Genomic DNA, 26,887 nt, shown 5'->3' with positions numbered 1-26,887 from the left:
GTCATTTTGCAATTTAGAACCACAAAGTAGCGATCGCCTGGAATTTTAAGCAATATATTTGCATAAAATAATCGCAATTGGGTGATGCAGCCAAAAGAAAATTAATGCAAAAATTCCCAATCTTGTAGCATCAAAATAGCATCTCTATACAAAGACAAATTTACTTGGTGAACTTCTATCCCCTGCCCGATTTCTTGTAGAAGGGTGATGGTCAAATTTCCGCCCAGGTGTTCGCGGAATTCCGTAAGCCCTCTAAATAGACAATGCGGATGATCTAGTTGATCTAATTGCTCTGTCAATGCCGATACGTACAAATTAAAGCCTAATTTTTTGAGTGTAGTTATAACCCTTTGCCACTCAGATTGCAAGAGTTGCCCTGTTAAATATGAATAGGTTGTATCTAAAGCAATGCCGATCGCTACAGCTTCACCATGACGTAGGCTGTAATTAGTTAAATGCTCTAGTTTGTGAGCAGCCCAGTGTCCAAAATCCAAAGGACGCGATGAACCCATTTCAAAGGGGTCGCCGCTACCAGCAATATGCTCTAAGTGCAACTGGGAACAGCGATAAATTAGCCTTTCCATTATGTCCATGTCTCGATTAGCCAATTTATCGGCATTAGTCATAATGAAATCGAAGAAATCTGCATCTTTAATCAGCGCTACTTTCACCGCTTCTGCAATACCCGATCGCCAATCTCGATCGTCAAGGCTAGTAAGAAAATCAAAGTCATTCAAGACAGCATAAGGGGGCATGAATGTACCCAAAAAGTTTTTCTTGCCGAAGGCATTGATTCCGTTCTTTACCCCTACACCAGAATCATTTTGCCCTAATACTGTTGTCGGTACCCGTAGCAGCCGAATTCCTCGGTGAGCCGTTGTTGCTGCGTATCCGGCCATGTCTAAAACGGCTCCACCTCCAATAGCTAAGACGTAGGAGTGGCGGCACAATCCAGCTGCATTTATGCGCTGATGAATTTGCTCTATAAATCTAGAATCATTCTTGACTGCTTCTCCACCCGGAACTATTATCGGCTCACTGCTCAGTGTTAGTACATTTTCATAATACTGAGCATAGACTGATAATTTTTTTAGCAACCCTTCCTGATGCTGTAAAAATCCTGCATCTACCACTGCTAGCACTTGTTTTGGCGCTGTCTCCCCCTCTGCGGCAATCACTTGTGCGAGTAAAGGATTATCTAACTGAAACAGACCTCTAGTGAAGTGAACATCATAGTTAAAGTTCACGCGAACACATTGGTTAATTGGTTGCAGATTAAGAGCAGTTTTTTGTTGAATAATCATTGGAATATTATTACTTTTTAATTAGTACAAATACATATAATACGATTAAAGCTAATAGCAGATTAGGCAAAACTAAACTTATCTAAAATAATTTATAAGTTAAGAACAAGCTAATGACTTGATCAGGCTTTTAAAGGTTTACTCATTCTAGTTATAGAATTTTTAAAATAATACTAATTTGCAATTTTATTAATGCCTAAGCTTTATATATAAGATGGGCTATGAATATCAGTATTACATAAAATTTTAATTTTATTCCGTAAGCGAATTTTATTATTTATCTAATCAAAATAATATCTTTACAGTATCTTATTTAAAATCGGAAGATTTTTATAGATTCAGTGAAGTTATAATCTCAGTAGTATATTATCTAGCTGCTTTAATCACAAAATATCAAGTTTAGTGCTATATTTTATACTTGGTTGTCACAAAAAAGTTGGGCAACTTTTCCTGAAATTCATCATGAGTAAAGTAAACAAGTTACTGCATCATTGGCTGTCAAAGTCTGTTTCAGAGAAAGCTTTTGTTTGGCTAGAACAGAAGCAGGCACAGATTGCTGACGGTGCTGCTGAGAAAGTGTTTTTTACGGCTTTTAGTGCAGTACCGCGTTATCTAGGTAAAGAGGATTTGCAGCTAACATTCCAGGACTTGGAAGCAGCACAGGATGTGATTCCCGGTTGGTATCCTGGTCATTGGAGTGTAGATCAAGCGGGTCGGACACTGTTGCTTCTAGCTTTGCCCCACGATGATCCTGAGGGCTATGTGCGATCACTTGATAAATTCTTCTCCACTGCCGATATGGGGGAGTTAGTTGTTCTTTATCAAAGTTTGCCGCTATTACCACATCCAGAGTTACATCGCCATCGCGCTGCTGAAGGAATTCGCAGCAATATGAGTAATGTATTCCAAGCGATCGCACTACGAAACCCTTATCCGGCGGATTATTTAGATAATGCTGCTTGGAATCAGATGGTGCTGAAGGCTGTGTTTGTTGGCAGTCCTTTGCATCTAATTTGGGGACTCGATCGGCGTGCTAACCCAGAATTGGCAAGGATGTTAGCAGACTATGCCCATGAACGTTGGGCAGCTAAACGCTCAGTTACACCAGAACTTTGGCGACCTGTAGGACGGTTTGCGGATAGTGCAATCATTACAGATTTGGAAAAAGTACTGGCTAATGGGGATATACACGAGCAAGAAGCAGCAGCATTAGCTTGTGCTGAGTCTGGTTTACCCCAAGCGCAAGAATTACTTTCTCGCTACCCAGATTTACAGTCATCTATTCAACAAGGTAATCTTACTTGGAGCAGTTTTAGCCCTGATGTCTGTGGCTAACTGCGCTAACGCCTTTTTGTTTACAAATAAAAGGGAGTGGAGACTAAGTAAAAGTTTTTTAAATACCCAATTCCTCATAAATTTTATTGCTCATTAAACCACATCATGATGTTCATTGATCCTCACATTCATATGTGTTCGCGCACTACTTACGATTACTTAGTAATGCGGGAATATGGCATTGTCGCCGTTATTGAACCAGCCTTTTGGTTAGGACAACCGCGAACGAACGCTGGCACATTCAAAGACTATTTCAGCAGTCTTGTGGGCTGGGAACGGTTTCGTGCTAGTCAATTTGGCATCCAACATTACTGCACAATTGGTCTAAATCCGAAAGAAGCTAACAATGAGGCACTAGCAGCAGAAGTTATAGAATTGCTACCACTTTATGCCTGCAAAGAGGGAGTTGTTGCCATTGGTGAAATTGGCTATGACGACATGACAGACGCAGAAGATAAGTACTTTTGTCAACAGTTAGCATTAGCCAAAGAACTCGATATGTTGGTGCTAATTCATACCCCTCATCGTAATAAAAAAGCGGGTGCTAGTCGGAGTATGGATCGCTGTATTGAATACGGCTTAGATCCCTCACAAGTAGTTATTGATCATAACAATGAGGAAACCGTTGAGGAAGTATTAGGACGAGGTTTTTGGGCAGCTTTTACGATTTACCCACAGACGAAGATGGGTAACGCCAGGATGGTAGAAGTCGTCCGTAAGTATGGACGCGATCGCATCATTGTAGATAGTAGTGCTGATTGGGGTATTAGCGATCCTTTGGCAGTACCAAAAACGGCTCAGTTAATGTTAGACAGGGGCATTCCTGAAGAACATGTGCGAGCAGTTTGTTATGAAAATGCCCTAGCTGCTTACAGTCAAACTGGGCAAATGCAAGCATCAGACTGGCTCAATCCCCAATCTGTTGATCAACGTCAGCTGTTCAATGGTAATTCTGTGTTGCGGGGACAAGAACCAGGAATCAAATCAGTTTCTGATTATGTATTGATTGAGTAAAAAATTGGGAGTGGGGAGTGGGGAGTAGGGATGAGGAATTGCATAATGTAATATGCGGTTTATTTTGAGAAATTATTAGGTACGGAGGCAGATAAGTGAATGTTGCAAGCTTAAATTTTCAAAGCTGGCGGGGTTATCTGGAATTAATGCGTCCTGCAAATATTGTTACTGCTTGGGCGGATATTCTTGTTGGTTTTGCTGCTTCTGGTTCTGGAATTATTTTTGCTCAATTAATCAATGGAGAAGCAAGTTTTACTATACTAATTCCATTAGCTTGGTTGTTATTGGCTACAACTGGATTATACGGCGGTGGTGTAGTTTTTAATGATGTTTTTGATGCTGAATTAGATGCAAAAGAGCGACCAAATAGAGCAATTCCCAGTGGTCGCGTATCTCGTCAAAATGCTACTTTGTTGGGGAGTATACTATTTGCAATCGGGATTATAGCTGCTTTTCAAGTATCGTTGGTAAGTGGTGCAATCGCTATATTTATTGTTCTTTCATGCTTACTGTATGACTCACTTGCCAAACATCACCCTTTTTTTGGCCCACTTAATATGGGTTTATGTCGTGGCAGTAACTTATTATTAGGTGTAAGTGCTGTACCAGCAATCATAGGAGAACGTTGGTATTTAGCACTAATTCCTGTTTTTTACATTGCTGCTATCACCGCAATTAGCCAAGGTGAAGTTCACGGAGGTAAAAAGATTACGGGAGTACTCGCATTACTGCTGATTGCAATAGTTTTAACGGCAGTTTTAGCTTTAGGACTATTAGGAGACTATGCAGCGATCGCAGCATTACCATTCGCGGCTTTATTAGCGATCAGAGTGCTGCCTAATTTTATCAAAGCGGCGCGTGAACCGATAGCCGAAAATATCCGAACTGCGGTGAAAGTAGGCGTGTTATCTCTAATAGTCTTAGATGCAACCGTTGCATCTGGTTTTGCTGGTTTGTATTACGGTTTTTTAGTTCTAATTTTGCTACCAATTTCGATGAAACTAGCACAAATATTTGCCGTTACTTAAATAGGAATGTACACACCCAGTAATACAATAAATCGGCTGTAGGGGCGCACATCTATGCGCCCTTACCCATGAATATACGGCAGGTATTTTGGGAAATGGTATAAGCCAAAGAAAATAAATTACTACCATATATAGGGCATAAATTTAGAAAATGAAAATTCCAAAAGACAGCAAATTTCATTTAACTTATTGCAGCAATATTCATCCTGGGGAAAGTTGGCTAGAGGTTTTCGCCAATTTAGAAAAATATGTTCCCAATCTTAAGTCACGTTTATCACCTACAGAACCTTTTGGTATTGGTTTGAGGTTAGCAGATGCAGCCGCTAAACAACTTCTAGAAAATAATAATTTAGCTCAATTCCAAGCGTGGCTTAGTCAAGAAGATTTATATGTTTTCACTTTAAATGGATTTCCTTATGGCGGATTCCATAGACAGGTGGTAAAAGACCAAGTTTATGCACCAGATTGGTCTACACAAGAACGGTTAAATTATACATTAAACTTGGCACAAATTTTAGCTAATTTGTTACCAGAAGGACTGGATGGCGGAATTTCTACATTGCCATTATCCTATAAACCTTGGTGGCAAAAAGACCAAGCAATCGAGACAGTTATAAAAAATAGTTGTTTAAATATAGCATCTGTTGTGATAGAAATGATTCGCATCTGCGAAGAAACAGGAAAGGTACTTCATATTGATTTAGAACCTGAACCTGATGGTTTAATTGAAAACACCTCAGAAGTAATTGATTTCTATCAAAACTGGTTATTGCCAATCGGTGGTAGTTATTTATCAGAGAAATTAAATATTGAACAGACTTTAGCAGAAGCTAAATTGCTAGAACACGTTCGTATTTGCTATGACACCTGCCATTTTTCAGTTGAATATGAGGAACCGCAATCTGTATTTGCACGTTTTCAATCGGCAGGAATTAAGATTGGCAAGATTCAAATCAGCGCCGCAATTAAACTAAAAATACCTGCTGATGTTGAAAAACGTAGTTTGATAGTTGAACGCTTACGCCCATTTGCAGAATCCACTTATCTTCACCAGGTAATAGAACGTCGCACTGATGGTACACTCCATCACTATCCTGACTTAATAAGTGCATTACCGCATTTAGAACAATCTCTAGCTGAAGAATGGCGGACTCACTTCCATGTCCCAATTTTTATTCATGATTATCAAATTTTACAATCTACCCAAGATGACATTGCTACTGTTTTGCATCTACTTCAAACAAATAATGCTTGCTCACATTTAGAAATTGAAACTTATACCTGGGATGTATTACCAACAGAAATGAAGATAGATTTGCTGACTTCTATTCAACGTGAATATGAGTGGGTATTAAAAGAATTTGCCGCAAATTAAGAGGAGATTAAGTTTATGCAAAAAACGGTTGTTTTAAATGTCGTGGGATTAACGCCCAGTTTACTAGGAGAAAATACACCGTTTTTATCTTCTTGGGCTGCTAAAGGACAAGTAGTACCCATAGCGACAGTTTTACCCGCTGTAACTTGTTCGGTTCAGGCTACTTATTTAACAGGAAAATTGCCTGATGAACATGGAATTGTCGCTAATGGTTGGTATTTCCGCGATGAATGTGAAGTGAAGTTTTGGCGGCAGTCTAATAAGCTAGTACAGGCTCCCAAACTTTGGGAAATAGCTAAATCAGTTGATCCAAATTTCACTTGTGCCAACCTTTTTTGGTGGTACAACATGTATTCTTCAGTAGATTATGCGATTACACCGCGCCCGATGTATCCCGCAGATGGCAGAAAATTACCTGATATTTATACCCATCCTAGTGATGTGCGATCGCAAATTCAATCTGATTTAGGAAACTTCCCTTTATTCGATTTTTGGGGCCCAAAAACTACCATTAGTTCTAGTCAATGGATTGCCAATTCAGCAAAATGGATTGAGGAACGTTACAGCCCTACATTATCACTAGTTTATCTGCCACATTTAGATTACTGTCTGCAAAAATTTGGTCATGATGAAAAACACATCCAAGCTGATTTGCGAGAAATTGATGCTGTTTGTGGCGATTTGATTAAATATTTTGAAGCACGCAACACTCAGGTAATTATTCTTTCTGAGTATGGCATTACCCCAGTTTCTAAAGCTGTGGATTTGAACCGCGTGCTACGAGAAAACGGTTTAATTGCTGTGCGGGAAGAATTGGGGCGAGAACTGCTCGATTTTGGTGCTAGCATTGGCTTTGCTGTTGCCGATCATCAAATTGCCCATGTTTATGTGAATGATCCGGCATACATTTCGAAAGTGCGATCGCTTTTAGAAGCGACTGAAGGCGTAGCCAAGGTATTGGATGAAGAGGGTAAACAAGCCTACCATCTCGATCATCCTAGATCGGGTGAGTTGGTAGCGATCGCTCAATCTGACGCTTGGTTTACCTATTATTATTGGCTCGATGATGCAAAAGCTCCTGATTTTGCTAGAACTGTAGATATCCACCGCAAACCTGGTTACGATCCTGTAGAACTTTTCCTTAATCCGCAAATTAAATTTCCTCAAGGAAAAATTGCTCTCAAACTACTGAAGAAACAACTGGGTTTCCGCTACTTAATGGATGTGATTCCTCTGGATGCTTCCCTTGTACGCGGTTCTCACGGTCACATTAGCACTTCTCCAGATGAAGGGCCTCTATTTATCACCCATCAAACTCACCTAGTTGGTGAAAATCGAATTGAGGCGACAGATGTTTGCTCGTTGATTCTCAAACATTTAAATTAGGATTAGTCAAATTAACGTAAAAAGGGCGGTTAGAAACCGCGTTTACACAAACAAAACCCACCTGCGTGGGTTCCAGACAAGGGGCTTAAGCCCCTTGTTCCGTATGGTCGTTGTGTAGCTGAGGGGTTGGGTATTTCAATTGATCCTTCATTACTTCCAGTTATTGCTCAAGCTGTAAGTATCTAGCAGTTTGAGACTAGAAATTACATTTTGATCTAGTTTTCTAGGGTGCATTACGCCATTGCTAACGTACTAAAAACTCGATAATTAGTTACATACTTAAGGTAGATTTAAATCCCCGGCTTCTTCAAGAAGTTGGGGATTTGAGCATGAAAACAAACTCATTATAGGTATTTTGTAAAATCGGAGAATGCCTATTCTTTGGCGAAGAAGAAAATTGTGGTGTCAACCAAACCGGGGTGGGGTGACCCCTGTATTGCAGAGAAGTCAAAACTGGTATTACACAAAGACTTTTAAGGCTGACGATTCCGCCGCAAGTATTCCAGATTCATAATGCCAAATTGATGAAGCTAGCTGCCACATCTGGACATTCACCGCCGAAATTTTTCTTAAAGGATATAGCATTTTTCACCCTATCGTAAGGCTTGATTGTAGGCTCTTTGACGTTAGTAAAATCTTCCCAGGCTCAAGATCATCTCACCCCAGATGTGTTTCTTTGGAGCGATTAAGTCGTGTTCTATGCTTGCTAGGTTAGGTGTGAGAGTTAACTAATAGCCATCTGGTTTTAATCAAGGAGATTATTGATATGGTTGAGAATAAGCAAGCTTTAGATAAACAGGTTGAAAATGCTAACCGCATAACAACAGGTCAATCCTATGGTGCTTCAACTGGCACAAACATAAATGCTGGATTACCTGAAACTGAGTATGCTAACCGCACAACAACGGGTCAATCTTATGGTGCTTCAACTGGCACAAACATAAATGCTGGAGTATCTGAAACCGAGTATGATAACCGCACAACAACGGGTCAATCTTATGCTGATTCAACTGGTACGAACATAGGCACTAGAAGACCTGTATCTGCAAATGCTCCTACAATTACGCCTGAATCCGATGCTCGTCCTGCAAACAAAGGTAGCAATCCTGCATTAAATAGAGCGCTAGTAGGGGGACTCATTGGTCTTACGTTAGGCTCATTAGCTGGCGCTTTTGCTGGCAAAAGAATAGGTCAAGGCTTTAAGCATACTGTAAAAGGTATAGGAGACGCATCAAAGACTATTGGTGATGGTCTTGGTCAAACCGCAAAAGGTCTAGGGGACGCGGCAAAGAGTGTCGCTGAGGGTACTATCCAAGCTGTTGTAGGCGGTACAATCGACACAGTAGAGGGCGTTGGTGACCTAGCCAAGCAAACCACTATAGGAACACTGGACGCTGTACAGAACACAGCACAAGGTGTGAATCAAGCGGTACAAGTTACTGTGGACACAGTAAAGGATACAGCACAAAATGTCGCTGAGGGAATCAAGCAAACCACGGTAGGAACACTAGACGCAGTACAGAGTACAGCAGAGGGTCTTAATGAAGCTGTACAAGGCGCTGCGGACAAGGCAAAGGATACAGCAGAAAATGTCGCTGACGTAGCCAAGGAAACCACTGTAGGAACACTAGACGTAGTACAGAGTACATCAGAGGGTCTTAATGAAGCTGTACAAGGTGCTGCGGACAAGGCAAAGGATACAGCAGAAAATTCTAAAGCATCTGAAAATCAGAGCCATCCACACAAGCGGAGATAGTTGCAACTAATAGGGTAGTTCTTAAAGACTAAGGATAAGCAATAGTTTCTTTTTTAAAGTATATATACTTATTCCTTTTTGAGGACTACCTGCAAACATAGAAAGTTCATGAGTTATTAGTTACCAAACAACTTACGTTTTTTCAAATTAGACTCTGTGAAACCAAGGAAAAATTTTTAGATATTGCTTTCCTGTCCTAGCACAAAATACAAAACAGAAGATTATTATGAATGAGAATCAGCAGTTTTCAGAGCAGTCTGAAGAAAATATTGATCCGCTTACAGATCAACCTAATAATTATACAGCAGGTAATAGCTCAAAGAATGATTTAGCTAAAGTAGCAATTGGAGCGCTGATTGGTGCTACCGTGGGCGCAATAGCTACGGCTTTAACTATTAAAGGTACAACTGAAAAAGTTGACAAAGCTGTAAAAAGTGTAGGAAATGCGGTAAAAGGTGCAACTGGGAATTTTAATCAAACTGTAAAAAATGTCGGAAATGCAATAAAGACTGTAGCTGACAGTGTTAACGAAACTGTAAAAGATGTAGGAGATGCTGTTAAAGATACAGCTTTAGATGTTAACAGTATTGCAATAGATACAGTGGGTGCTGTTAAAGGTACAGCTATAGGCATTAACGATACTGTAAACAATACAGTAGATATTGTTAAGGGTGCAGCTGAGGGTGTTAAAGACACTGTAAAAGGTACAGTGGACGTAGCTACAAATGCAGTTGAGGATGAGACTCCATCTGCTAGTGAAAGCGCTAATATACCTAATAACCAGACAACTTACATTTTGGTTCCACTAGACAAAAACCAGTAGTAGGCATCTGTCTGCCTTCATCATCAGCACTAAACTGCTCTTAATATAAACAAAAATATTTACAGTAATTGCGATCGCACCCTTCGCAGATCATATCGTAGAGAAGTAGTTATAGGGGTTGCGTTCGCATTATTTTGCTTTGGTGCGAGCGCAATGACATTGTGTAATTAATTATATTGCTGATAAAGAGTTAGTTAGAAAGCTGACATTGCTTTCAACTTTGCCTTAATTTAGAAAATTATTCAATGGTTAAATAACTTTGAAATGGGATATTTTGGCTTTTTATTCCCTAAAAGTTGACGAAAAGGAAGGTTTTGCTATGATAGGAAGTTTCCTTTGAACTGTTCAACTCCTTTGTCTGGCTAATGAAAAAAATTGTAAAAATCATTACCTCAATAATTATTACTGTATATGTAGTCTGCTCGGTTTTTAACTACTATTGGTATAGTGGTTTTATTCCCGCGAAAATTGAGATAACCTATGCCATACACATTGGCGGTGTGAGTGGTATTATTCGAGAGGGTTGTGGCGCAGCTATATTTCGACTATCAGATGCAACTGCGGATGCCATTTCCCGCAAAGGTTTCGATTTTTTTAACGACGCTCTCTATTCAAGAAAAAGCAAAGATCGCTACCACACCTATAGTTCATGGAAAGAAACACCAGTTCCCAGTTCATGGACGAGTGAAGGCACTTGGCCAGGTTTGGGTTGTTCGGGTGCAAGTCGTTCACTGTTGTCTCAAATCCTTCTCCCTGCTTCTAAAAAAGGAAGCTACTACTCCTCCAAATACGAAGCAGAGATTCTTGTTATTCCAAGCTTTAAATTGGTAGTCTTTTCTTACTTTGGTTAGTCCCGCCAATCCAAATGCCATCTTAACATCAACTGAAAAAGCATTTCACAATCCGTTAGACTGGACTTAAACAAAACTCAAGAATAAAAAAGAGTAATCGCAAAGCTTTCCTCTGTATTATTCCTCGCTACTTTCTCTGACGCAAGTTAATTTCATTCACTTGATTTATTAAAAACTTCTAAAATCTGTCGGCAAATCTGTTTGAGCTTATCCTCGATTTCACCAGAAGGCGAAGATGCGCCGACAACACTCCAGTTTTCTACCGTAGAAAGTCGCCACGCTTCACCGCGATGATCAAATCCAGCTACCTCCACACCGATCGCACGGCGGGAATTATTGATGGGATCTTGATAAAATCGGATTTGAATTAAAATACTGCGACTTCGCCAAGATTTGCTGATACCAGGAAAGTGAAAGCCAATATCTATAGAGTCTGGATCGACTAACTCTCTGGTTTCCGGATCATTCTTCCAGGGTTTGAGATCAGATTTGGCATCAGGAAACTCACATTTGAACAAATTAACCACTGTAGCTATGTTGCTGGCGAGTTCAAGATTCGTTGCCTGTTCAGCTGCGTTCACTAAAAAACACTCCTCTAATTGCGTCGGCATCTCCGGGTATCTGAAGATAAAAAACCGCCAGAAGGCTTATATTATTGGTGTTTTAGCTTATCAATACCTTTGAGATTTAGCAACTCTAAATTAGACTTTCCTAAGATTCGTTGTTACTAACAGATATGAGAAATAGCTTCTCATTGGGACTAGCTAACACCTATTAAGTAATTATACTTAAAAACTTGTCAAAAGCAGATGAAACTCTGCTCTTTGTGAAAAATATCAAGATTTTCTGCAAAATCCTTGGCAGACAAGAACGATAAATTGCGCTAGCGACGATCTAAAATGACACTGTTAATCGGCAAACAAAAAGCAATTAAGTTCATTGTATGGCGCGTCAACGCTCGATTTTTTCATTTGTCCTAGTATTATTGACCACATTCCTCATTAGTTGTGGCGGCCCTAATGTCGCGGTAGCACCTCCTACTTACACAGCAACGCAACTTGAAAGAATTCAGGCATACGTTCCTGAAATTCAGGCTGTGCGCGATCGCTCAGATGAGTTGAAAAGGCTGATCCAAAGAGGTGATTGGATCAATGTGCGTAATTTTATACATGGGCCCATAACAGAAGCGAGGCTGAACCTGACTTATGTCACTTCCAACCTTCTGCCTAAAGACCAACCCGCAGCACGTCAGATAACGCGAGATTTGTTTAACGACCTGGTTAAACTTGATAAAGCTACTAGTGCTGGCAATCCTCTAGTTGCCTTGAATCAATCCCAAGCTGCTTTCTCAGAGATTGACAAATTCCTCAACCTGCTTCCTAAAACCAGCAGTGAAGCAGAGGCAAGTTAAGCGCGAGGTAAGATGATCTGAGAGGATGAGGGGGATGAGGAACAATAAAAATTGTTCACTTGCTCCCTCATCTTCCCCTGGTCTGCCATCTCCGTTTCAAAACAGCAATGAGTCATGTAGTTATTATCGGTTGTGGTGTAGTTGGGGCTACGATCGCCTATGAACTGAGTCAAGTAAAAGGGCTGAAAATCACGGTTTGCGATCGGCAACCACCAGCACAAGCTTCCACGGGTGCTGCACTTGGCGTTTTGATGGGCGCAATCAGCCAAAAAATCAAAGGCAAAGCTTGGCAAATGCGGCAAACTAGCATCCAACGCTATGAAACTTTGATTCCTGAACTAGAAGCTTTAACAGGTCGCAAAATCCCCTTTAATCGCCAGGGAATTCTCAGTCTTGGTTTGGAAGAGGAAAATTTAGCAGCGTGGGAAAAACTTGTAGAAGTTCGCCACTCTCAAGGCTGGCATTTGGAAATATGGGACATGGCTAAACTCAAAAATACTTGTCCTCAAGTTGCTCACGAAACAATTACTGGCGCTGTCTATTCTCCTCAAGATCGTCAACTTGATCCGACTGCTCTGACATTAGCTTTAGTTGAGGCTGCCCAGCAAAATGGTGTAACTTTCAAATTTGGTGTGGCTGTTTTGGATGCCCAAACCTCACCACCTGAATCTTCCCCCCAATTTTGCAATCAACTTGAGACTACAGAAGGAAAAATAGTCGCAGATTGGTTTGTAGTCGCAGCAGGGCTAGGTTCAACACCACTGACAGCAAAATTCAATCAAATAATTGATATCCGCCCCGTACTTGGGCAAGCATTGCAAATGCACTTAGGGCATCCATTAGGCAATCCCAACTTCCAGCCAGCGATAACGGGTAACGATGTGCATATTGTTCCTGTGGGCGATGGAGATTATTGGGTGGGTGCAACAGTGGAATTTCCCAACAATGGCGATGAGATACCGCCAAATCAAGAACTGCTGGAATCTGTTAGAAAACAAGCGATCGCATTTTGTCCAGAGTTAGCCACAGCAACAATTCTCCGCACTTGGTCGGGGTTACGCCCCCGTCCTGAAGGTCGTCCAGCCCCAGTTATTGGTAAGTTACCAGGGTTTAGTAACATCCTCCTAGCTACCGGACACTATCGCAACGGCGTTTTACTAGCGCCCGCTACAGCTTATGCGATTCGTGAGATGATTATTTCTCAGCAAGTGGGGAGTGGGGAGTAGGGAGTGACGAGTGGGGAAAGCAGGGGAGGCAGAAGAGAATAATAATTCCTGACAAATGACAAATGCCCAATATAGGAAAATAGCGTGTCAATAACAGAACATAAAATCAATGTAGATTCACTGGAATGGTTTTATCGGGAATCTTTACCAATCGGTAGAACTGACTTAGCGCCTGTGTTATTGCTACACGGCTTAGTTTCACAAAGTTATAGCTGGCGTAATATTATGCCTGCTTTCGCTAGTCAAGGTACAAGAGCGATCGCACCAGATTGGATTGGTTACGGCTTTTCTGCAAAACCAGAAAAACGAGATTTTGCTTATACCCCCGATGCTTTTATCACAGCTTTAGAAGGATTTATTAAAGCTCTAGAACTTGAACATTTTTCTTTAGTTGTCCAAGGGTTTTTAGGTTCTGTAGGGCTACAATATGCTTTGCGTTATCCAGAACAAATTGCCAATTTAGCCATCCTAAATACACCAATTTCAACTGCTGCCAAATTACCCTGGAAAATTAAACAGATGGGTTTGCCTTTGGCAGGTGAAGTTATGACCCAAGACCCACTATTAGTTGACCGGACGCTAGAAGCTGGAAGCCGTTATCGCATAGGGGATAAAGAACTAGATATTTATCGAAAACCCTTTTTAAAAAGTTCTTCATCTGGGCGGAGTCTCTTATCAAGTATTCGCAATTTACAGCTTGATTCAGCAATGCAAGAAATCGAATCTGGCTTTAAAGAATGGCAACAGCCAATTCTGATTCAATGGGGTATGATAGACCCTTGGTTACCCGTAGACATTGCAGAAAATTTTGCCAATTCCGTACCAAATTCTGAATTAATAAAACTTAATAACGTCGGACATTATCCTCAAGAACACTACCATGAGGCAATTTTGCAAGACCTTTTACCGTTTGTGCGTCGTAAAGATGCTCATTAACAATATACTTTTGGCAAAAATCGATATTATAAAAATGAAACCACAGAGAAACACTAATAATTTATCTGTGATAAAGAAATGAATTCTGGATTTTTGCTAGACCTATAATGTTATTTCAGCCTACATTTGTGAACTTTTTATTACCATTCAAAATGCATCACAGCCACAAGTAAAGGAGGTAAGTATTCATGGCTTATTCATGGTTTAAAGCCTTTCATATCGTCGGATTTGTAGTATGGTTCGCTGGTTTGTTTTACTTAGTACGTCTTTTTATCTATCACGTTGAAGCAAACCAAGAGCCTGAACCCGTGCGAACGATACTGAAAAATCAGTATCAAATTATGGAAAAGCGTCTTTACTCTATCATCACCAACCCAGGAATGTATGTGACGATCGCAATGGCAATAGGTTTAGTAAGTACCGAACCGGACGTTTTAAAAGAGGGTTGGTTGCATATCAAACTGCTGTTCGTTGCTATTTTAATTGGCTATCATCATTACTGCGCTCGGCTGATGAAGAAATTAGCGGTAGATGAATGTGGCTGGAATGGTCAGCAATTACGTGCTTTAAATGAAGCACCCACAGTTATGTTAGTAGCGATTGTATTGCTGGCTGTGTTTAAAAATAATCTACCTACAGATATCGCTGCCTGGGCTATTTTTGCCATGATTATTTTGATGGCAGTCACTATTCAACTTTACGCCAAAAAACGCAGGCAAGATAAAGAAAAGTTGATGGCACAAATAGGACAACCACAACAACAAAGTTAGACAAAATCGCCTGCGATATCTAACATAAATTAGGGGCGCACAGCTGTACGCCCTCAATACACATTTCATCACAACAACAAGCGCTACCAATTAACCATTACCTCATCCTGGAAACATTTTGAGTAAATCATCCCCAGGAATCACACTAGTGTAAAAAGTATATTTGCGATTAGCGACATAACGACGATCTTGTTTAATAAGTGCCATAAACTCTCTATGTCCATCACGGGTACGCCCCACTAAACAACCCGCACTAGCAAGGCGAATATCATTTCGAGGAAAATCAAAGCCGTAGTGTTGATTCACATAAAAATTATTGCCTGTATCAAGTTTGTCTCCAGTTCGTTTAAAATCTTTATTGAAATCTCTACAAACAGTTATATCTCCAACTTGGACTAATGCTTCGTGAGGCTCTGCTGTGCCGTGAGTGCCAACAGCCCAAGCTTTGTATTGTCCAAACTGAATCCTAGCTGCTCCTTTGGGATTCATCGGATTATAAGTGTAGTACTTCCCTGGTTCTGTAGTAGCTTCCCAGTTATCTATGATTTTGGGAACTCCATTTACTACTTCAATCACAATCCGCCGATCATTAAATTGATTAGGTGTATCACTGTTGAGTTTCCAGTTTGCATCTATACCTTCTACATAAACAATGTTGTATTCTTTTGGATTGGTAAATACCTGGTAACCTTTAGATAGCATATATTTCACAATCCTACTAGCGACGTCGTTGCCTAGTTTTAAGGGGGGTTTAGGAAGATCATCTAGTTTGGTTTCAATTAGTTTCTTGGCTGTGACTGCTCCTAAAAAGCCACTCTCTTCAGTCTTGGTTAATTCTTGAAATTTTTTGAGAGATATCACAGAAACAGGGCCAAATTTACCATCGGCTGGAGGTTCTAGCAAACCTAAGCCGATTAACAGTATCTGAATCTGACGAGCCAATTCTGCATCCTCTGCGATCGCATCAAATGCCCATTTCTCATCTTTTCCCAAGAAATCTTGTAGTTTCATTATGCACCTACCTTAATTTACTTATTTCTAAGTATAAACATCATTTTCACGATTAATTTTGTTTGAAACAATACTCTTAAGCAAACAAAAGTATAAATTCAGAACAAGCTTGTTTATAGATCAATACGGTTGCGATCGCTAGCTCAAAGCCTACCAATGATTCGTTGTCTGCGTGCCAGGTGATTGAGTCCAGTCCACTGCGTTACTAATTTCCGATGATCATGCGGATGTAGCCACATGAGTTCGACGGGGTGAATTAACTATAATAGAAACTTTTGGGTTCAATTCAGGAAGTAGGCGATCGGGTTATCATCTTTTTCTACCAATTTAGGTGTAAGGAATTGGTATAATCTATCTCCTATTGACTAAGCAGGACTCGTTTATTTTTACCAACACCATTCAGGATTAGCAGCAATTAATGCTACTGCCTCTGAACTATGCAATGGACTAGAGAAAAAGTATCCTTGGGCAGATTCACAGTGTAGATTTTTTAAAATTGGCACTTGCTCTTGTGTCTCGACACCCTCAGCAATCACTGTCATACCTAGTTTATGTGCCAGCGCGACGATAATATCAATAATTTCCAGATTTCGGTTATCAGCAGTCATTGGGTTAACAAAGGAACGGTCAATCTTTAACACACTAATCGGAAAACTATAAAGACGACCTAATGAAGAGTAACCAGTCCCAAAATCATCAATTGATATCTCAATACCTAATTCTCGTAGTTGTAAGAGTATAGCAGTTGCTTCATCACCGTTTTCTACAATGACACTTTCGGTAATTTCTAGCGCTAAACTATTAGCATCAAGACCTGTTGAATCCAAAATGTGTCGAATCTGCTCAATTAAATTTGGCTGACAAAATTGCTTGACCGAGAGATTGACACTCATTTTCTTTAGTGAATGGTGAGGATAGCTCATCTGCCACACTCGCATTTGGCGACACGCTTCATACAGCACCCAGTAGCCAATCTCGACAATTAGTCCAGTTTCTTCTGCCAGGGGGATAAAATCTCCAGGATTAAGCAAACCACGCTCTGGATGCTGCCAGCGCAAGAGTGCCTCAAAACCTAAAATAGAGCCATTAGTGAGCGAAACAATCGGTTGGTAATAAACTTGAAACTCAAGACGTTCAATTGCTCGACGCAAATCAGCCTCTAACTGCAATCTTGCCAACGCATTAGCATACATATCTGGGTTAAATAAGGCATAGCGCGATTTGCCTAAAGCCTTGGCTTGATACATCGCCGTGTCAGCATCCCTGAGCAGCTGTTCTGGTTGGTCGTACTCTATAGTTGAACTCAAAGCAATGCCGATACTTGCACTTGTAAAAACTTCTTGCTCATCAACCTTTAAAGGTAATCTTAGTTCTTGTTGAATTCGTTCTGCCACTTTAATGGCATCTGAGACATCTTGAATTCCTTCCAGTTGGATGGCAAATTCGTCTCCCCCAAGTCGTGCAGCTATATCTGTAGAGCGGATGCAGGCTGTTAAAATGTGGGCGATAGTAATTAGAAATTGATCTCCTTTTAGGTGTCCAAGACTATCATTGATCACCTTAAACCGATCTAAGTCGAGAAATAATACAGCAAATAAATAATCTTTTTGCCGTTTAGTTTGTTGGAGCGCGTGTTTTAAGTGTTCCATGAATAAAGCTCGGTTTGCTAAACCTGTCAGCCCATCGTAAAAAGCATTCCGCCGCAATTGTGATTCTGCTTGCTTGCGTTCTGTCACGTCAAACCCTGTACTAATTACCAAACTTCTGCTATCGGGTAGATGCCCAAGCGGTGCCGAGTAAAAATCCCAGATGCGTGTTTCACCTGTGCTGGTTGCAATTGTGTATTCACCTTCCGCAATTCGGCTATTAAGACGATATAAGGAATTAATCTGAGATTGTACTTGTTCTTGACGACAGCCATAGGCTCTTTGTGTCCAATCCGCGATCGTGGGGATATCTTCGATGCTGTAACCTGTAATTTCTGTCCATGCATGATTGAGTTGCAGAATTTCACCATTTTCTGTGTGCAACATGATGGGCATGGGAGCATCGAGAATGGCACATCGAAAGCGCTCTTCACTCTGGCGTAAAGCTTCTTGGGTCTCCTTGAGGTTGGTAATATCGAAGCGAATGGCAATGTATTGATATGGCTTGCCCGTGTCATCTAGGAACGGTACGATCGTAGTTGCCACCCAGTAGTATGTACCATCTTTGGCGTGATTTTTAATCTCTCCTTGCCAAACTTGTCCCTGAGAAATGGTTGCCCACATTTGCTCAAAGAAGGTTTTTGAATGATAGCCAGAATTGATAATACGATGGTTTTGCCCCATTAATTCTTCTTTGGAATATCCAGAAAGCTCACAGAATTTATCGTTAACTTCGGTGATGATACCTCTAGCATCTGTGATCGCCATAATAGAGGATTGATCCAGGGCAAACTTCATATCTGCCATTTGTCTAAGAGATTGTTGCAAAGCCGCTTCTGTTCGCAACCGCTCGGCAATTTCTTGCTCTAAAACTTGGTTTGCCTGAGATAGTTCTTCTGTGCGTTCCTCTACCCTGACTTCCAGTTCAGCATAAGCAGTTCTTAATGCCTCTTCTACCCGTTGGCGCTTCATATCTAAGCGATATAGCCCTTCTGCACAGTACCAAATTAACCCCGTAAAGGCGGTTACATTGCCAATTACATGGAGGCTCAAGCCAAAAGCATGATCGAACAACCCCACTTTTTCCCCAAACACTCGCAGCCCCCCTAAGGTAAAGGGAATAATGATTGCGGCTGGGAGTAGCACTCTAGCCGTTATCCCACCTGCACTATTACTGGTTATCAAGCCCATGAAACCCTCAGAGGGAGCCACTAACAATGTACCAATCGAGAGTAAGAGAAACGTAATAGCACTGTGGATGGCAGCCTGAGTAAATAATGACAATCCAAATAATGGTTTGACTCCGTAAATATAGGCAATCAAAACCTGTAGCGATGTCAGGGCGGTAATAAGTGCAATTATTTGTACTTGTCGATAATATTTGCTTCGGTCAGCACAAAGCCATAAAGCAGAACCCATTAAAATAAAGTTTAAGGCTGATACAGGTGACATTCGTCCAGGGTAAGAGGTAGCGATCGCTGCTGATTTATCTGTAAATAGCAGTTGATCAATTCCCAAATTCAACCCTAAGAAGTATTGACTCATAGTCAACAATCCTAAAAGTGCTATTGCCAAAGCCAACCCCTGAGATATTCGACGCTTTGATTTTTGTGTTGAGTGAAGAAAATTTAACGCCAAACCTGATATGACAAAACCTAAAGCGGTATTAGGTTTCATCGATACTGACTCTGGCAAAATGCTTTTAAGCACTTGAATATCAAAATACCAGCCTATCAGTACAAGAAAACCTACTAAAGTAACAAATACACTTATAAACTTTGAGACGACTTTTAGTACATTAATTAGATGTTGATCTAAGAGAGAATGGTTCATAAGTACTAATAGGTTTTTTAGAAAATATACAGATATCAAGCTGTCATCTTCAAGCTCCTCTAGAAATAAAATCTCCTAGTTTTCACTAACAACAAAGGCTATGGTTGCCTATATATAGGAATAGGAATCGTATTTGATTGTTGAAACATACTTAGGGTTGGAAATAGGCACCAAAACCATTATCCGGTGGGCATTCTTTGCCCTACAGTTACTTAGATTTTTCATGCTATCAAATCGGGTTCCTATATATTCAAAATATATTACTTAGGTCAACATCGTCACTTCTTAAAATATTTAATTATGGGTGCGTCTATATACAATAACCTGATTCTTTGAAATAGCATCGCACTAAATCGTCTTTCTTCTATCTCTCTTTGTACTGGGAGCTAATATACACATGGATATATTTTATCTCTAAGTAAAATCCCTAAATGCAGTTTAGTCGAAATAAGTACTTATGTGCGTATGACGACATCTGCCAAGATGTGCTAGCAGAAAAGAAGCAACGAAAAATTAGCATTGCGCCCAAGACGATAAAGTTGTCCATACCCCAATACGGTTCAGTTAAGCCTAAAACTGTGTTACCAAAATTAATTTTTTAACGTAGACGCGGAGCGGCTTGCCGCAGGCTACCGCCTTCGTGCAGCGTCTCGTAGAGAAGGCGCAGAGGACGCAGAGAGAAGAAAGAGATGCTTAACTGAAACGTATTGGGTTATGTAGTGTCCGTCTAATCAGTCTAATAAAAAGATATCTCTCTGGTTTTACTAAACAAAAGCTGTCCAACTCCGATGCAAAGAGGGAGAGACTTGAACAAAAATTCAAGGTAGGAAGAGCTTTGATAACTAATTACTTGATTTGCGGATGCGCGTCTTGTCCATCCCAACAGACTAAGGTAGGTGTAGCTATGCTTTTAGTTTGGTAAGCGTTTTTGACACCAACCCAGTTACTGGCAATTGGCATTCGCCAACCGGTTCCAAAGGCGCGATCGGTGATTTTTAAGCCGGGGGGTGCTTGTCGCCGTTTAAATTCAGCCCGCGCTACCATTTGAATTACTCTATCTACAATTACCGGATCGTGACCTGCTGCAACAATTTGCGCTGCTGATTGGTGGTTGTGAACCAGGCGTTGTAAAATATCGTCCAAAATTTCATAAGGCGGTAAAGAGTCTTGATCTACTTGACCTGGTTTGAGTTCGGCGCTTGGTGCTTTAGTCAAGACGTTTTGCGGGATGATTTCATTATTGCGATTTAACCATTGGCAAAGTGAATACACACGAGTTTTAGGGACATCTGCAATCACCGCTAACCCGCCATTCATATCGCCGTAGAGAGTACAGTAACCAACTGCCATTTCTGACTTGTTACCAGTAGATAAAAGGAGATAGCCAAATTTATTAGCGATCGCCATTAATAAATTACCCCGAATTCGGGACTGTATATTCTCCTCAGCCAACCCAAACTCAGTACCTGCAAACAAATCACCTAAAGTTTGATCAAAGCCTTGCATTAACTCCCTAATTGGTAAAAGATTAGTCTTAATCCCTAAATTTTCGGCTAATGCTACAGCATCACTAATGGAATGCTCCGAACTGTAAGGGGAAGGCATGAGAACACCAAGGACATTTTCTTTACCGAGTGCCGCAGTTGCGATCGCAGCTACTATTGCAGAGTCAATCCCGCCACTTAAACCCAACACTACTTTAGAAAAGCGACACTTGCGAGCATAATCTCGCACTCCCAAAACCAAAGCTTGCCAAATTTCTTCATCTTCCGATTTGTAAGCAGGTGCTACAGAACCTAATTGAAAATCTCGTTGCTCCTCGTCAAATTCAATTACCACTAAATCGGTGTCAAAACCACGGGCACGACACATAATTTCACCTTGACGATTCAAGGCAAAACTACGTCCATCAAAAATTAGGTCATCATTTCCACCAACCTGATTAGCATAAATAATCGGTTGTTGAAAACGTATTGCACTATGCCTAAGCATTGTTTCTCGAAACTGTTGCTTGCCGACGGTGTAGGGCGAAGCAGATAAATTGACAATCAAATCTACACCCAGAATTGCTAAGTCAGCAATCGGATTCACTGCATAACTACGTTTGCCCCAAAATTCCTCATCATTCCATAAATCTTCGCAAATAGTTACGCCAATATGGATATTATCTAGGGTGAAATAATTAGCTTGTAACCCTGGTTCAAAATAGCGACGTTCGTCAAATACATCATAAGTAGGCAAAAGTCGCTTGTGAAAAACTTGCTTAATCTTGCCATTCTCTAACAAAGCCATGCTGTTAAATAAAGTTTTGCCACCACTAATATGTGCATTGAGGTTTTGTTCAACAGTTCCTACCAACACAGCTAAATTTGGTGGTAAATCTTGAGCCAAGTTTTGTAAAGTGATGCCCATCGCTTCCACAAAACTTGGATTTAGTAATAAATCTCTTGGTGGATAGCCACACAATGAAAGTTCTGGTGTTAGCAACAAACGTATACCGCTAGATGCGGCGCGTTGTGCCGCATCTAGAATTTTTTGGGAATTCAAAAGTAAATCACCAATTGTCGGATTAATTTGAGCGATCGCAATTTTCATATTATTTGTGATTAGTCATTGGTCATTTGTCATTTGTCAAGAGTCAGAAGTTACTCTGGACTTAAGACTTTTAACTCTGGACTTTGGGTAGAGATTGGTTAAATAAACACCAAGGGTTTATCTTTTAAAGGAGCAAAAGCTTCCGCATCAAACTTATACAAACTAGCCGGACGGCCAGCACCCCGTGATACTTTAATTCCGGTATCTGATAAAAAACCTAACTTGAGTAGACGCGCTCGAAAATTAGAATAATCTGAAAAGTTATCACCTAAAACTGTGGCGTATAACTGATATAAATCATTCAACGTAAACATTTCTGGCAAAACTTCAAAAGCCACCGGGCTATACTCTAATTTATTACGCAACCGCCGATGCCCATAAGCCAGAATTTCATTATGGTCAAAAGCTAATTGTGGCACTTGTTTTACTGGATACCAAGCTATGCCAGTCATGCGATCGGCAATCAATTCGGCTTCCTCAAATCGCACTAGGGCAAAGTAACTAACTGATAGATAACGTACACCATAACTATCAGTTGCTTCCCGTGGATCGCGATTCGGCCCTCCAAATGTATAGAGTTGTTCTAAGTAGAGATTGTTTACCTTAATTTTCTCCGCCATAATGCGATAGGCGGCATCTTCTAAAGACTCTCCTGGACGTACTAAAGTACCAGGAAGGCTCCAATGATTTACAAATGGTTCCTGCTGTCGCATTACTAATAAAACTAACAGCCGATTCTGTGCAGTATCTACAGAAAAAATTACATTATCTACACCAACCTTGAAATCGGCCAAAGGTTGTTGGTTTAACGGAGTTGGTATCTTTTTTTGTGAACGTCCTGGCATTCGTACAAATGCTCTCGATTAATATAGGCAACTACAGGGGCTGTGAGGGCTTGGGGATCTCCATGTTCGCGGTACGCTGTTGAGGAAACATCTAGACCGATCAGACTAGCGATCGCAATCTTCCCTCCCAGCTTTTGCACTACCTCTGAACTAGATTCATCTATTGCATATCCAGGTCGCGGTACAATAAGTAGTTGCACTTCCTGTAACAAATCTTCAATGCGATACCAACGTGGTAGCTGAGTCAGTAAATCTGAACCAATAATCAACGTCAATTCAGCATCTTCACCCCAAGTAAGCTTTGCTTTTTCCACTGTTTCTAGTGTTCTGAAGCTACTCAATTCTTGTTCCAAAGCAATGTTGTGCCGTGGCGCGTCTATATTCGCAATCAACAGTTGCAGCATTGCCGCCCGGTGTTCCAAGGGCGTTTGATGGGACTTAAATGGATTATCTGCCGCCCAAACCGCTACCCAATCATAACGCTCAGATAACCAACTCAGAATTTTTTGATGTCCCGCAGTTGGTGGATCGGCACTAGTACCAAACAAAGCAACTCTCATAATAATTCGTAATGGGCTACGCCCCGCTTCGTTAACGTAATTCGTAATTCGTATACCGAAAGAGTACTTCTTACCTCTGTGTACTCAGCGCCTCTGTGGTAGCCTACGGCAAGCCGCTGGTACGTCTACGTTGCTTAGTTTCTTCAGTCAATACCCGTAACCCCTCAGAAATCTCCACTTCTACAGCTACAGGATGATCCAAACGCCGTGTTTGTTGTGGCAAACTGGCAACTGAGGCGGCGGTACGCTGACGAATTGTTGCCAAAGAATCTAACGGTTGCAAGCGTTGGCCTTCTTGTACTACCAACTGCAACAAAGGTTCTTCATCCAAAGGAATTTCATCTAAAAGTCCCAACCTGTCTGCTTTTACCTTACCTCTCGAAAACGAGCGAAAAATCTGCTTGCGTCCTGGATAAGTAACTTTACCACTAGACTGCTTCATCACTGGGATACCATCAATGTCTACAAGTTTATAAACTCCATTTACAGGCGAACCTGTAACTAGTCGCGTTCCCAGTCCGTAACCATCAATTTCGGCCCCAGCAGCTTTTAATTTGGCAATTTCCCACTCGTCCAAGTCGCCGCTGGCAAAAATTGGCACACCAGGAAGGAGCGATCGCACCTGTTTTGATAAGGTAACTAAATCTCCTGAATCCAATCTCACTCCTGTTAATTGCATTTCCCCGGAATTTACTTTTTCGGCCAAGCGCCCGGCAGCAGCAATGGTATCGTAAGTATCAATCAGCAACGGCGCACCCGGAAAATATCGATGAAATGCACTAAAAGCTTGTTCTTCAGTGCCTTCTATTGCTGACAACGCCATCACCAGGGCGTGTGCCATAGTACCACTTGGCTTTTGTCCTAGTTGTAGCGCTGCTAACACATTAGAAGTGGAATCTAAACCACCTGCCAACGCCGCCCGCGCCGCCCACAAAGACCCTTGGGGACTAAATGCTCGTCTTGTCCCAAATTCTAAAAGTGTTGCTTGCTCCCCCGCTATATCCCGCAACCGTGCTGCTTTTGTAGCAATCAAAGTCTGGTAATTAATCGTATTCAGCAAGTAGGTTTCTACTAGTTGTGCTTGCCAAAGTGGTGCTTCCACCCGCAACAGTGGCTGATTGGCAAAGACGGCTGTCCCTTCTGGTACTGCCCAAACATCACCTGTAAACTTTCCCTCAGCTAAAAGTGACCAAAAGCGATCGCCTGCTTGAGCGAAAATTCCCGTTGCCTTTAATGCCGCAATTTGCGCGGAACTAAAGCGGATTTTGTCCAAATATTCCAATGCCTGCGTCAGCCCCATTGCAATTAAATAACCAAAACCCTCTGGCAATCGCCTGACAGACAACTCAAAGCTTGCCCGTCGTTGTTCTATACCTTCGCCTGTATAACAAGCTGCCATTGTCAACTGGTAAAGGTCGGTTAGTAAGCTGTAGTCTTCCGCAGAGAGGTTTAGTTCTTGGTTCTGCTGGCTTTGTTGTTTATGTACATAGTCCAAATCTAAGAAAGTTGTCATGCAAGAGCTTCCTTACAAGATGCTTCTCTATTTATGGTAATATTTACCATAAATAATGTCAACTCCCGGCAAGTATATTTTCTGAGATTGCCGTATAACAGTAGGTTTACAGGTAAATTAATCTTAGCTTCATAGAATATTTAATATTTTTTAATAGTAAAAGCTAGCAATAATGTTCATTTGACCCATAGAATAATAAAAAGTAACAACATTCTGCTAAAGTAAGTTTGTTTGCCAGTCTCTTTCCTAGACTGAGGTTAAAGAAATAGCTAAGTTGCAATTACAATCAAAGATGAAAAGTTTAGTTTTTTGACAAGCTAAAGTATTGCAAACTTATCTGAATAAACATTGCATATATTCTCAATATATTGAGAATTGAAGCCAGCTAAGAATATCAGTATTAGAGTATAGGTAGTACCATTAAAGCGGCTCGAAAATAAGGAGTCCAATATTATGGCTATTTCTCAAATCCTTGCTAACATAACCCAGTACATTTCTGAAGCTGCAATGCGGATTTTTGGTCCTACGGATGATGCTTATCCTGTTATTGGCGTACAACCGTTTACAGGTGAGCCTTACAATAAACGTACAGATGATAATTGGTAAGTGCTGATACAGCATTGATAAAGAATACAAAACTCAAGTTTAGAATTCAGACGAGGGCAATTACCGAAGGATTCAAAACACGAAATAGCCTACGCCGATTGGGCTTGTGGGTTTATTTAAATCGAAGTTAGCCAATTTAAAACTGTTATTGGCTTTTTTGCATTGACATTACGCGCACATATTGGTCATGAAATTGCGAACCCTTTGCTGATTCCTTTTTCAGTAGACTGAATCCTTATACCATTTGTTTGTGAAGCTGCAATCAATATATATATTCCCCCCTGTAGTCCTTCCTTGCCGAGGAGAAACTACAGGGGATTTTGATAACGCTTATCTTTATAAAAAAGCGTCAGGAAAACCCACTCTTCTTCAAGATGGGATGAGAGACGCTCCGATGCCGTTGGTGGTTGACGGTTAACAGTCAACAGTAAACAATTCTTTGATGATAAATAAACCTGTACTGTAGAGGCATCGCATCAATGTGTCCTGACGATAGATGTAGTTTTTTTAAGCATCCAGATTTACTCTTTTATGTCAATGCGTAAGTCTTATTTATGAGTAAATTTTCTGTGAATTTTAAGCTATTCTTTTTTCCTAATTGCTGCTTTATATAACAAGAGAATCAATAAATTTTCTATAAAAGCAGTCAGTAAATCTACTGTTTTAGAAAAAAAGGATTAACTTAGGATTCACAACGGAATCAGGAGATTTATTCGACATGAAAGTTACTACAATTGTTTCTCTTCTTGTAACTGGAATTGGAGCTACTATTACTACAGCTTCTGCACCAGCTTCGGCTGCTAGTTTTGGTTTTCAAAATATTCCAGGAGGTGATACTGTTGGTGATGCTTTTGCTAAAGACTTTTTTCTTGATGTAACTGACAATGGAGGTGGTACAGTTTTATTCAAATTTTTGAATAAGGCTTCTAATCCTTCTTCCAACTCAGCGTTGAAACAGGTCGCTTTTAGCGTTGACAATACTGTAAAGGGGATTTTGTCTGAAATAGCGTTGATGTAGGCAATTCCGGTATAGTTAACTTTGAAGAAAGTACTCAAATAGAAG

General features: G+C 40.7%; 23 protein-coding genes. 14 read left to right on the top strand and 9 right to left on the bottom strand.

Features of this window, described 5'->3' with window-relative positions:
• Positions 1-101 precede the first annotated feature (101 nt).
• A complete protein-coding gene (locus H6G96_RS02120; protein WP_190909746.1) occupies positions 102-1,304 on the bottom strand; it encodes a 3-dehydroquinate synthase in 1,203 nt (400 codons plus the stop codon).
• Between the two features lie 462 nt (positions 1,305-1,766).
• Here H6G96_RS02120 and H6G96_RS02115 point away from each other — a divergent pair, with 462 nt between their 5' ends.
• The 5 genes from H6G96_RS02115 (at position 1,767) to H6G96_RS02095 (ending at position 7,442) form a co-directional block, all read left to right on the top strand.
• A complete protein-coding gene (locus tag H6G96_RS02115) occupies positions 1,767-2,639 on the top strand; it encodes an EboA family metabolite traffic protein (RefSeq protein WP_190909744.1) in 873 nt (290 codons plus the stop codon).
• A gap of 105 nt (positions 2,640-2,744) precedes the next feature.
• Positions 2,745-3,653, top strand: coding sequence for a TatD family hydrolase (locus tag H6G96_RS02110; protein ID WP_242063139.1), 909 nt, complete (start codon positions 2,745-2,747; stop codon positions 3,651-3,653).
• A 95-nt stretch (positions 3,654-3,748) separates the two neighbouring features.
• On the top strand, positions 3,749-4,681 hold the full coding sequence (eboC, locus tag H6G96_RS02105; protein ID WP_347242161.1) for a UbiA-like protein EboC: 933 nt from the start codon (positions 3,749-3,751) through the stop codon (positions 4,679-4,681).
• A gap of 151 nt (positions 4,682-4,832) precedes the next feature.
• A complete protein-coding gene (gene eboE / locus H6G96_RS02100; protein WP_190909742.1) occupies positions 4,833-6,056 on the top strand; it encodes a metabolite traffic protein EboE in 1,224 nt (407 codons plus the stop codon).
• Positions 6,057-6,071: 15 nt separating this feature from the next.
• Positions 6,072-7,442, top strand: coding sequence for a nucleotide pyrophosphatase/phosphodiesterase family protein (locus tag H6G96_RS02095; protein ID WP_190909740.1), 1,371 nt, complete (start codon positions 6,072-6,074; stop codon positions 7,440-7,442).
• Between the two features lie 459 nt (positions 7,443-7,901).
• Here H6G96_RS02095 and H6G96_RS42265 read toward each other — a convergent pair whose 3' ends face one another.
• The gene (locus H6G96_RS42265) at positions 7,902-8,027 is read right to left on the bottom strand and encodes a hypothetical protein (RefSeq protein ID WP_277932890.1); all 126 of its coding nucleotides are present in this window, start codon (positions 8,025-8,027) and stop codon (positions 7,902-7,904) included.
• A gap of 181 nt (positions 8,028-8,208) precedes the next feature.
• Here H6G96_RS42265 and H6G96_RS02090 point away from each other — a divergent pair, with 181 nt between their 5' ends.
• From H6G96_RS02090 to H6G96_RS02080, 3 genes are all read left to right on the top strand, one after another.
• Complete coding sequence (locus H6G96_RS02090) at positions 8,209-9,198, top strand: hypothetical protein (protein ID WP_190909738.1); 990 nt, start codon at positions 8,209-8,211, stop codon at positions 9,196-9,198.
• A 226-nt stretch (positions 9,199-9,424) separates the two neighbouring features.
• A complete protein-coding gene (locus tag H6G96_RS02085; RefSeq protein WP_190909736.1) occupies positions 9,425-10,021 on the top strand; it encodes a hypothetical protein in 597 nt (198 codons plus the stop codon).
• A 365-nt stretch (positions 10,022-10,386) separates the two neighbouring features.
• The gene (locus H6G96_RS02080) at positions 10,387-10,872 is read left to right on the top strand and encodes a hypothetical protein (protein WP_190909734.1); all 486 of its coding nucleotides are present in this window, start codon (positions 10,387-10,389) and stop codon (positions 10,870-10,872) included.
• A 152-nt stretch (positions 10,873-11,024) separates the two neighbouring features.
• On the opposite strand, the gene H6G96_RS02075 is transcribed toward H6G96_RS02080, so the two are convergent.
• Positions 11,025-11,453, bottom strand: coding sequence for a hypothetical protein (locus tag H6G96_RS02075; RefSeq protein ID WP_190727470.1), 429 nt, complete (start codon positions 11,451-11,453; stop codon positions 11,025-11,027).
• Between the two features lie 362 nt (positions 11,454-11,815).
• Here H6G96_RS02075 and psbQ point away from each other — a divergent pair, with 362 nt between their 5' ends.
• From psbQ to hemJ, 4 genes are all read left to right on the top strand, one after another.
• On the top strand, positions 11,816-12,283 hold the full coding sequence (gene psbQ / locus H6G96_RS02070) for a photosystem II protein PsbQ (protein ID WP_190909732.1): 468 nt from the start codon (positions 11,816-11,818) through the stop codon (positions 12,281-12,283).
• Positions 12,284-12,390: 107 nt separating this feature from the next.
• Positions 12,391-13,509, top strand: coding sequence for an FAD-dependent oxidoreductase (locus tag H6G96_RS02065; RefSeq protein WP_190909730.1), 1,119 nt, complete (start codon positions 12,391-12,393; stop codon positions 13,507-13,509).
• Positions 13,510-13,593: 84 nt separating this feature from the next.
• Positions 13,594-14,445 carry an alpha/beta fold hydrolase gene (locus H6G96_RS02060; protein ID WP_190909728.1) on the top strand — a complete coding sequence of 284 codons (852 nt, stop codon included), beginning with the start codon at positions 13,594-13,596 and terminating at the stop codon, positions 14,443-14,445.
• A gap of 188 nt (positions 14,446-14,633) precedes the next feature.
• Positions 14,634-15,215 carry a protoporphyrinogen oxidase HemJ gene (hemJ, locus tag H6G96_RS02055; protein ID WP_190909726.1) on the top strand — a complete coding sequence of 194 codons (582 nt, stop codon included), beginning with the start codon at positions 14,634-14,636 and terminating at the stop codon, positions 15,213-15,215.
• 102 nt (positions 15,216-15,317) lie between these two features.
• Here hemJ and H6G96_RS02050 read toward each other — a convergent pair whose 3' ends face one another.
• The 6 genes from H6G96_RS02050 to H6G96_RS02025 all read right to left on the bottom strand — a co-directional run bounded on the left by H6G96_RS02050 (position 15,318) and on the right by H6G96_RS02025 (position 25,218).
• Positions 15,318-16,226 carry a peptidoglycan-binding protein gene (locus tag H6G96_RS02050; RefSeq protein ID WP_190909724.1) on the bottom strand — a complete coding sequence of 303 codons (909 nt, stop codon included), beginning with the start codon at positions 16,224-16,226 and terminating at the stop codon, positions 15,318-15,320.
• Between the two features lie 386 nt (positions 16,227-16,612).
• Complete coding sequence (locus H6G96_RS02045; protein WP_190909722.1) at positions 16,613-19,705, bottom strand: bifunctional diguanylate cyclase/phosphodiesterase; 3,093 nt, start codon at positions 19,703-19,705, stop codon at positions 16,613-16,615.
• An 846-nt stretch (positions 19,706-20,551) separates the two neighbouring features.
• Complete coding sequence (locus tag H6G96_RS02040; RefSeq protein ID WP_190909719.1) at positions 20,552-22,300, bottom strand: NAD+ synthase; 1,749 nt, start codon at positions 22,298-22,300, stop codon at positions 20,552-20,554.
• Between the two features lie 98 nt (positions 22,301-22,398).
• Positions 22,399-23,145: an NUDIX domain-containing protein gene (locus tag H6G96_RS02035; RefSeq protein ID WP_190909717.1), complete on the bottom strand. Its 747-nt coding sequence runs from the start codon at positions 23,143-23,145 to the stop codon at positions 22,399-22,401.
• Positions 23,106-23,705, bottom strand: a complete 600-nt coding sequence (locus tag H6G96_RS02030; protein WP_190909715.1) for a nicotinate-nucleotide adenylyltransferase — start codon at positions 23,703-23,705, stop codon at positions 23,106-23,108. The genes H6G96_RS02035 and H6G96_RS02030 overlap by 40 nt, the downstream gene beginning before the upstream one ends.
• A 103-nt stretch (positions 23,706-23,808) precedes the next feature.
• Positions 23,809-25,218, bottom strand: coding sequence for a nicotinate phosphoribosyltransferase (locus H6G96_RS02025; protein ID WP_190909713.1), 1,410 nt, complete (start codon positions 25,216-25,218; stop codon positions 23,809-23,811).
• A 453-nt stretch (positions 25,219-25,671) separates the two neighbouring features.
• Here H6G96_RS02025 and H6G96_RS02020 point away from each other — a divergent pair, with 453 nt between their 5' ends.
• Positions 25,672-25,824: a hypothetical protein gene (locus H6G96_RS02020; protein ID WP_190909711.1), complete on the top strand. Its 153-nt coding sequence runs from the start codon at positions 25,672-25,674 to the stop codon at positions 25,822-25,824.
• A gap of 718 nt (positions 25,825-26,542) precedes the next feature.
• Complete coding sequence (locus H6G96_RS02015; RefSeq protein ID WP_190909709.1) at positions 26,543-26,842, top strand: hypothetical protein; 300 nt, start codon at positions 26,543-26,545, stop codon at positions 26,840-26,842.
• Positions 26,843-26,887: the final 45 nt, after the last annotated feature.

The sequence above is a fragment of the Nostoc sp. FACHB-892 genome, from assembly GCF_014698795.1.
Classification (GTDB): domain Bacteria; phylum Cyanobacteriota; class Cyanobacteriia; order Cyanobacteriales; family Nostocaceae; genus Nostoc.
Note: the sequence above shows the minus strand (reverse complement) of the source record. Positions and strands in the feature narration are given on the sequence as shown.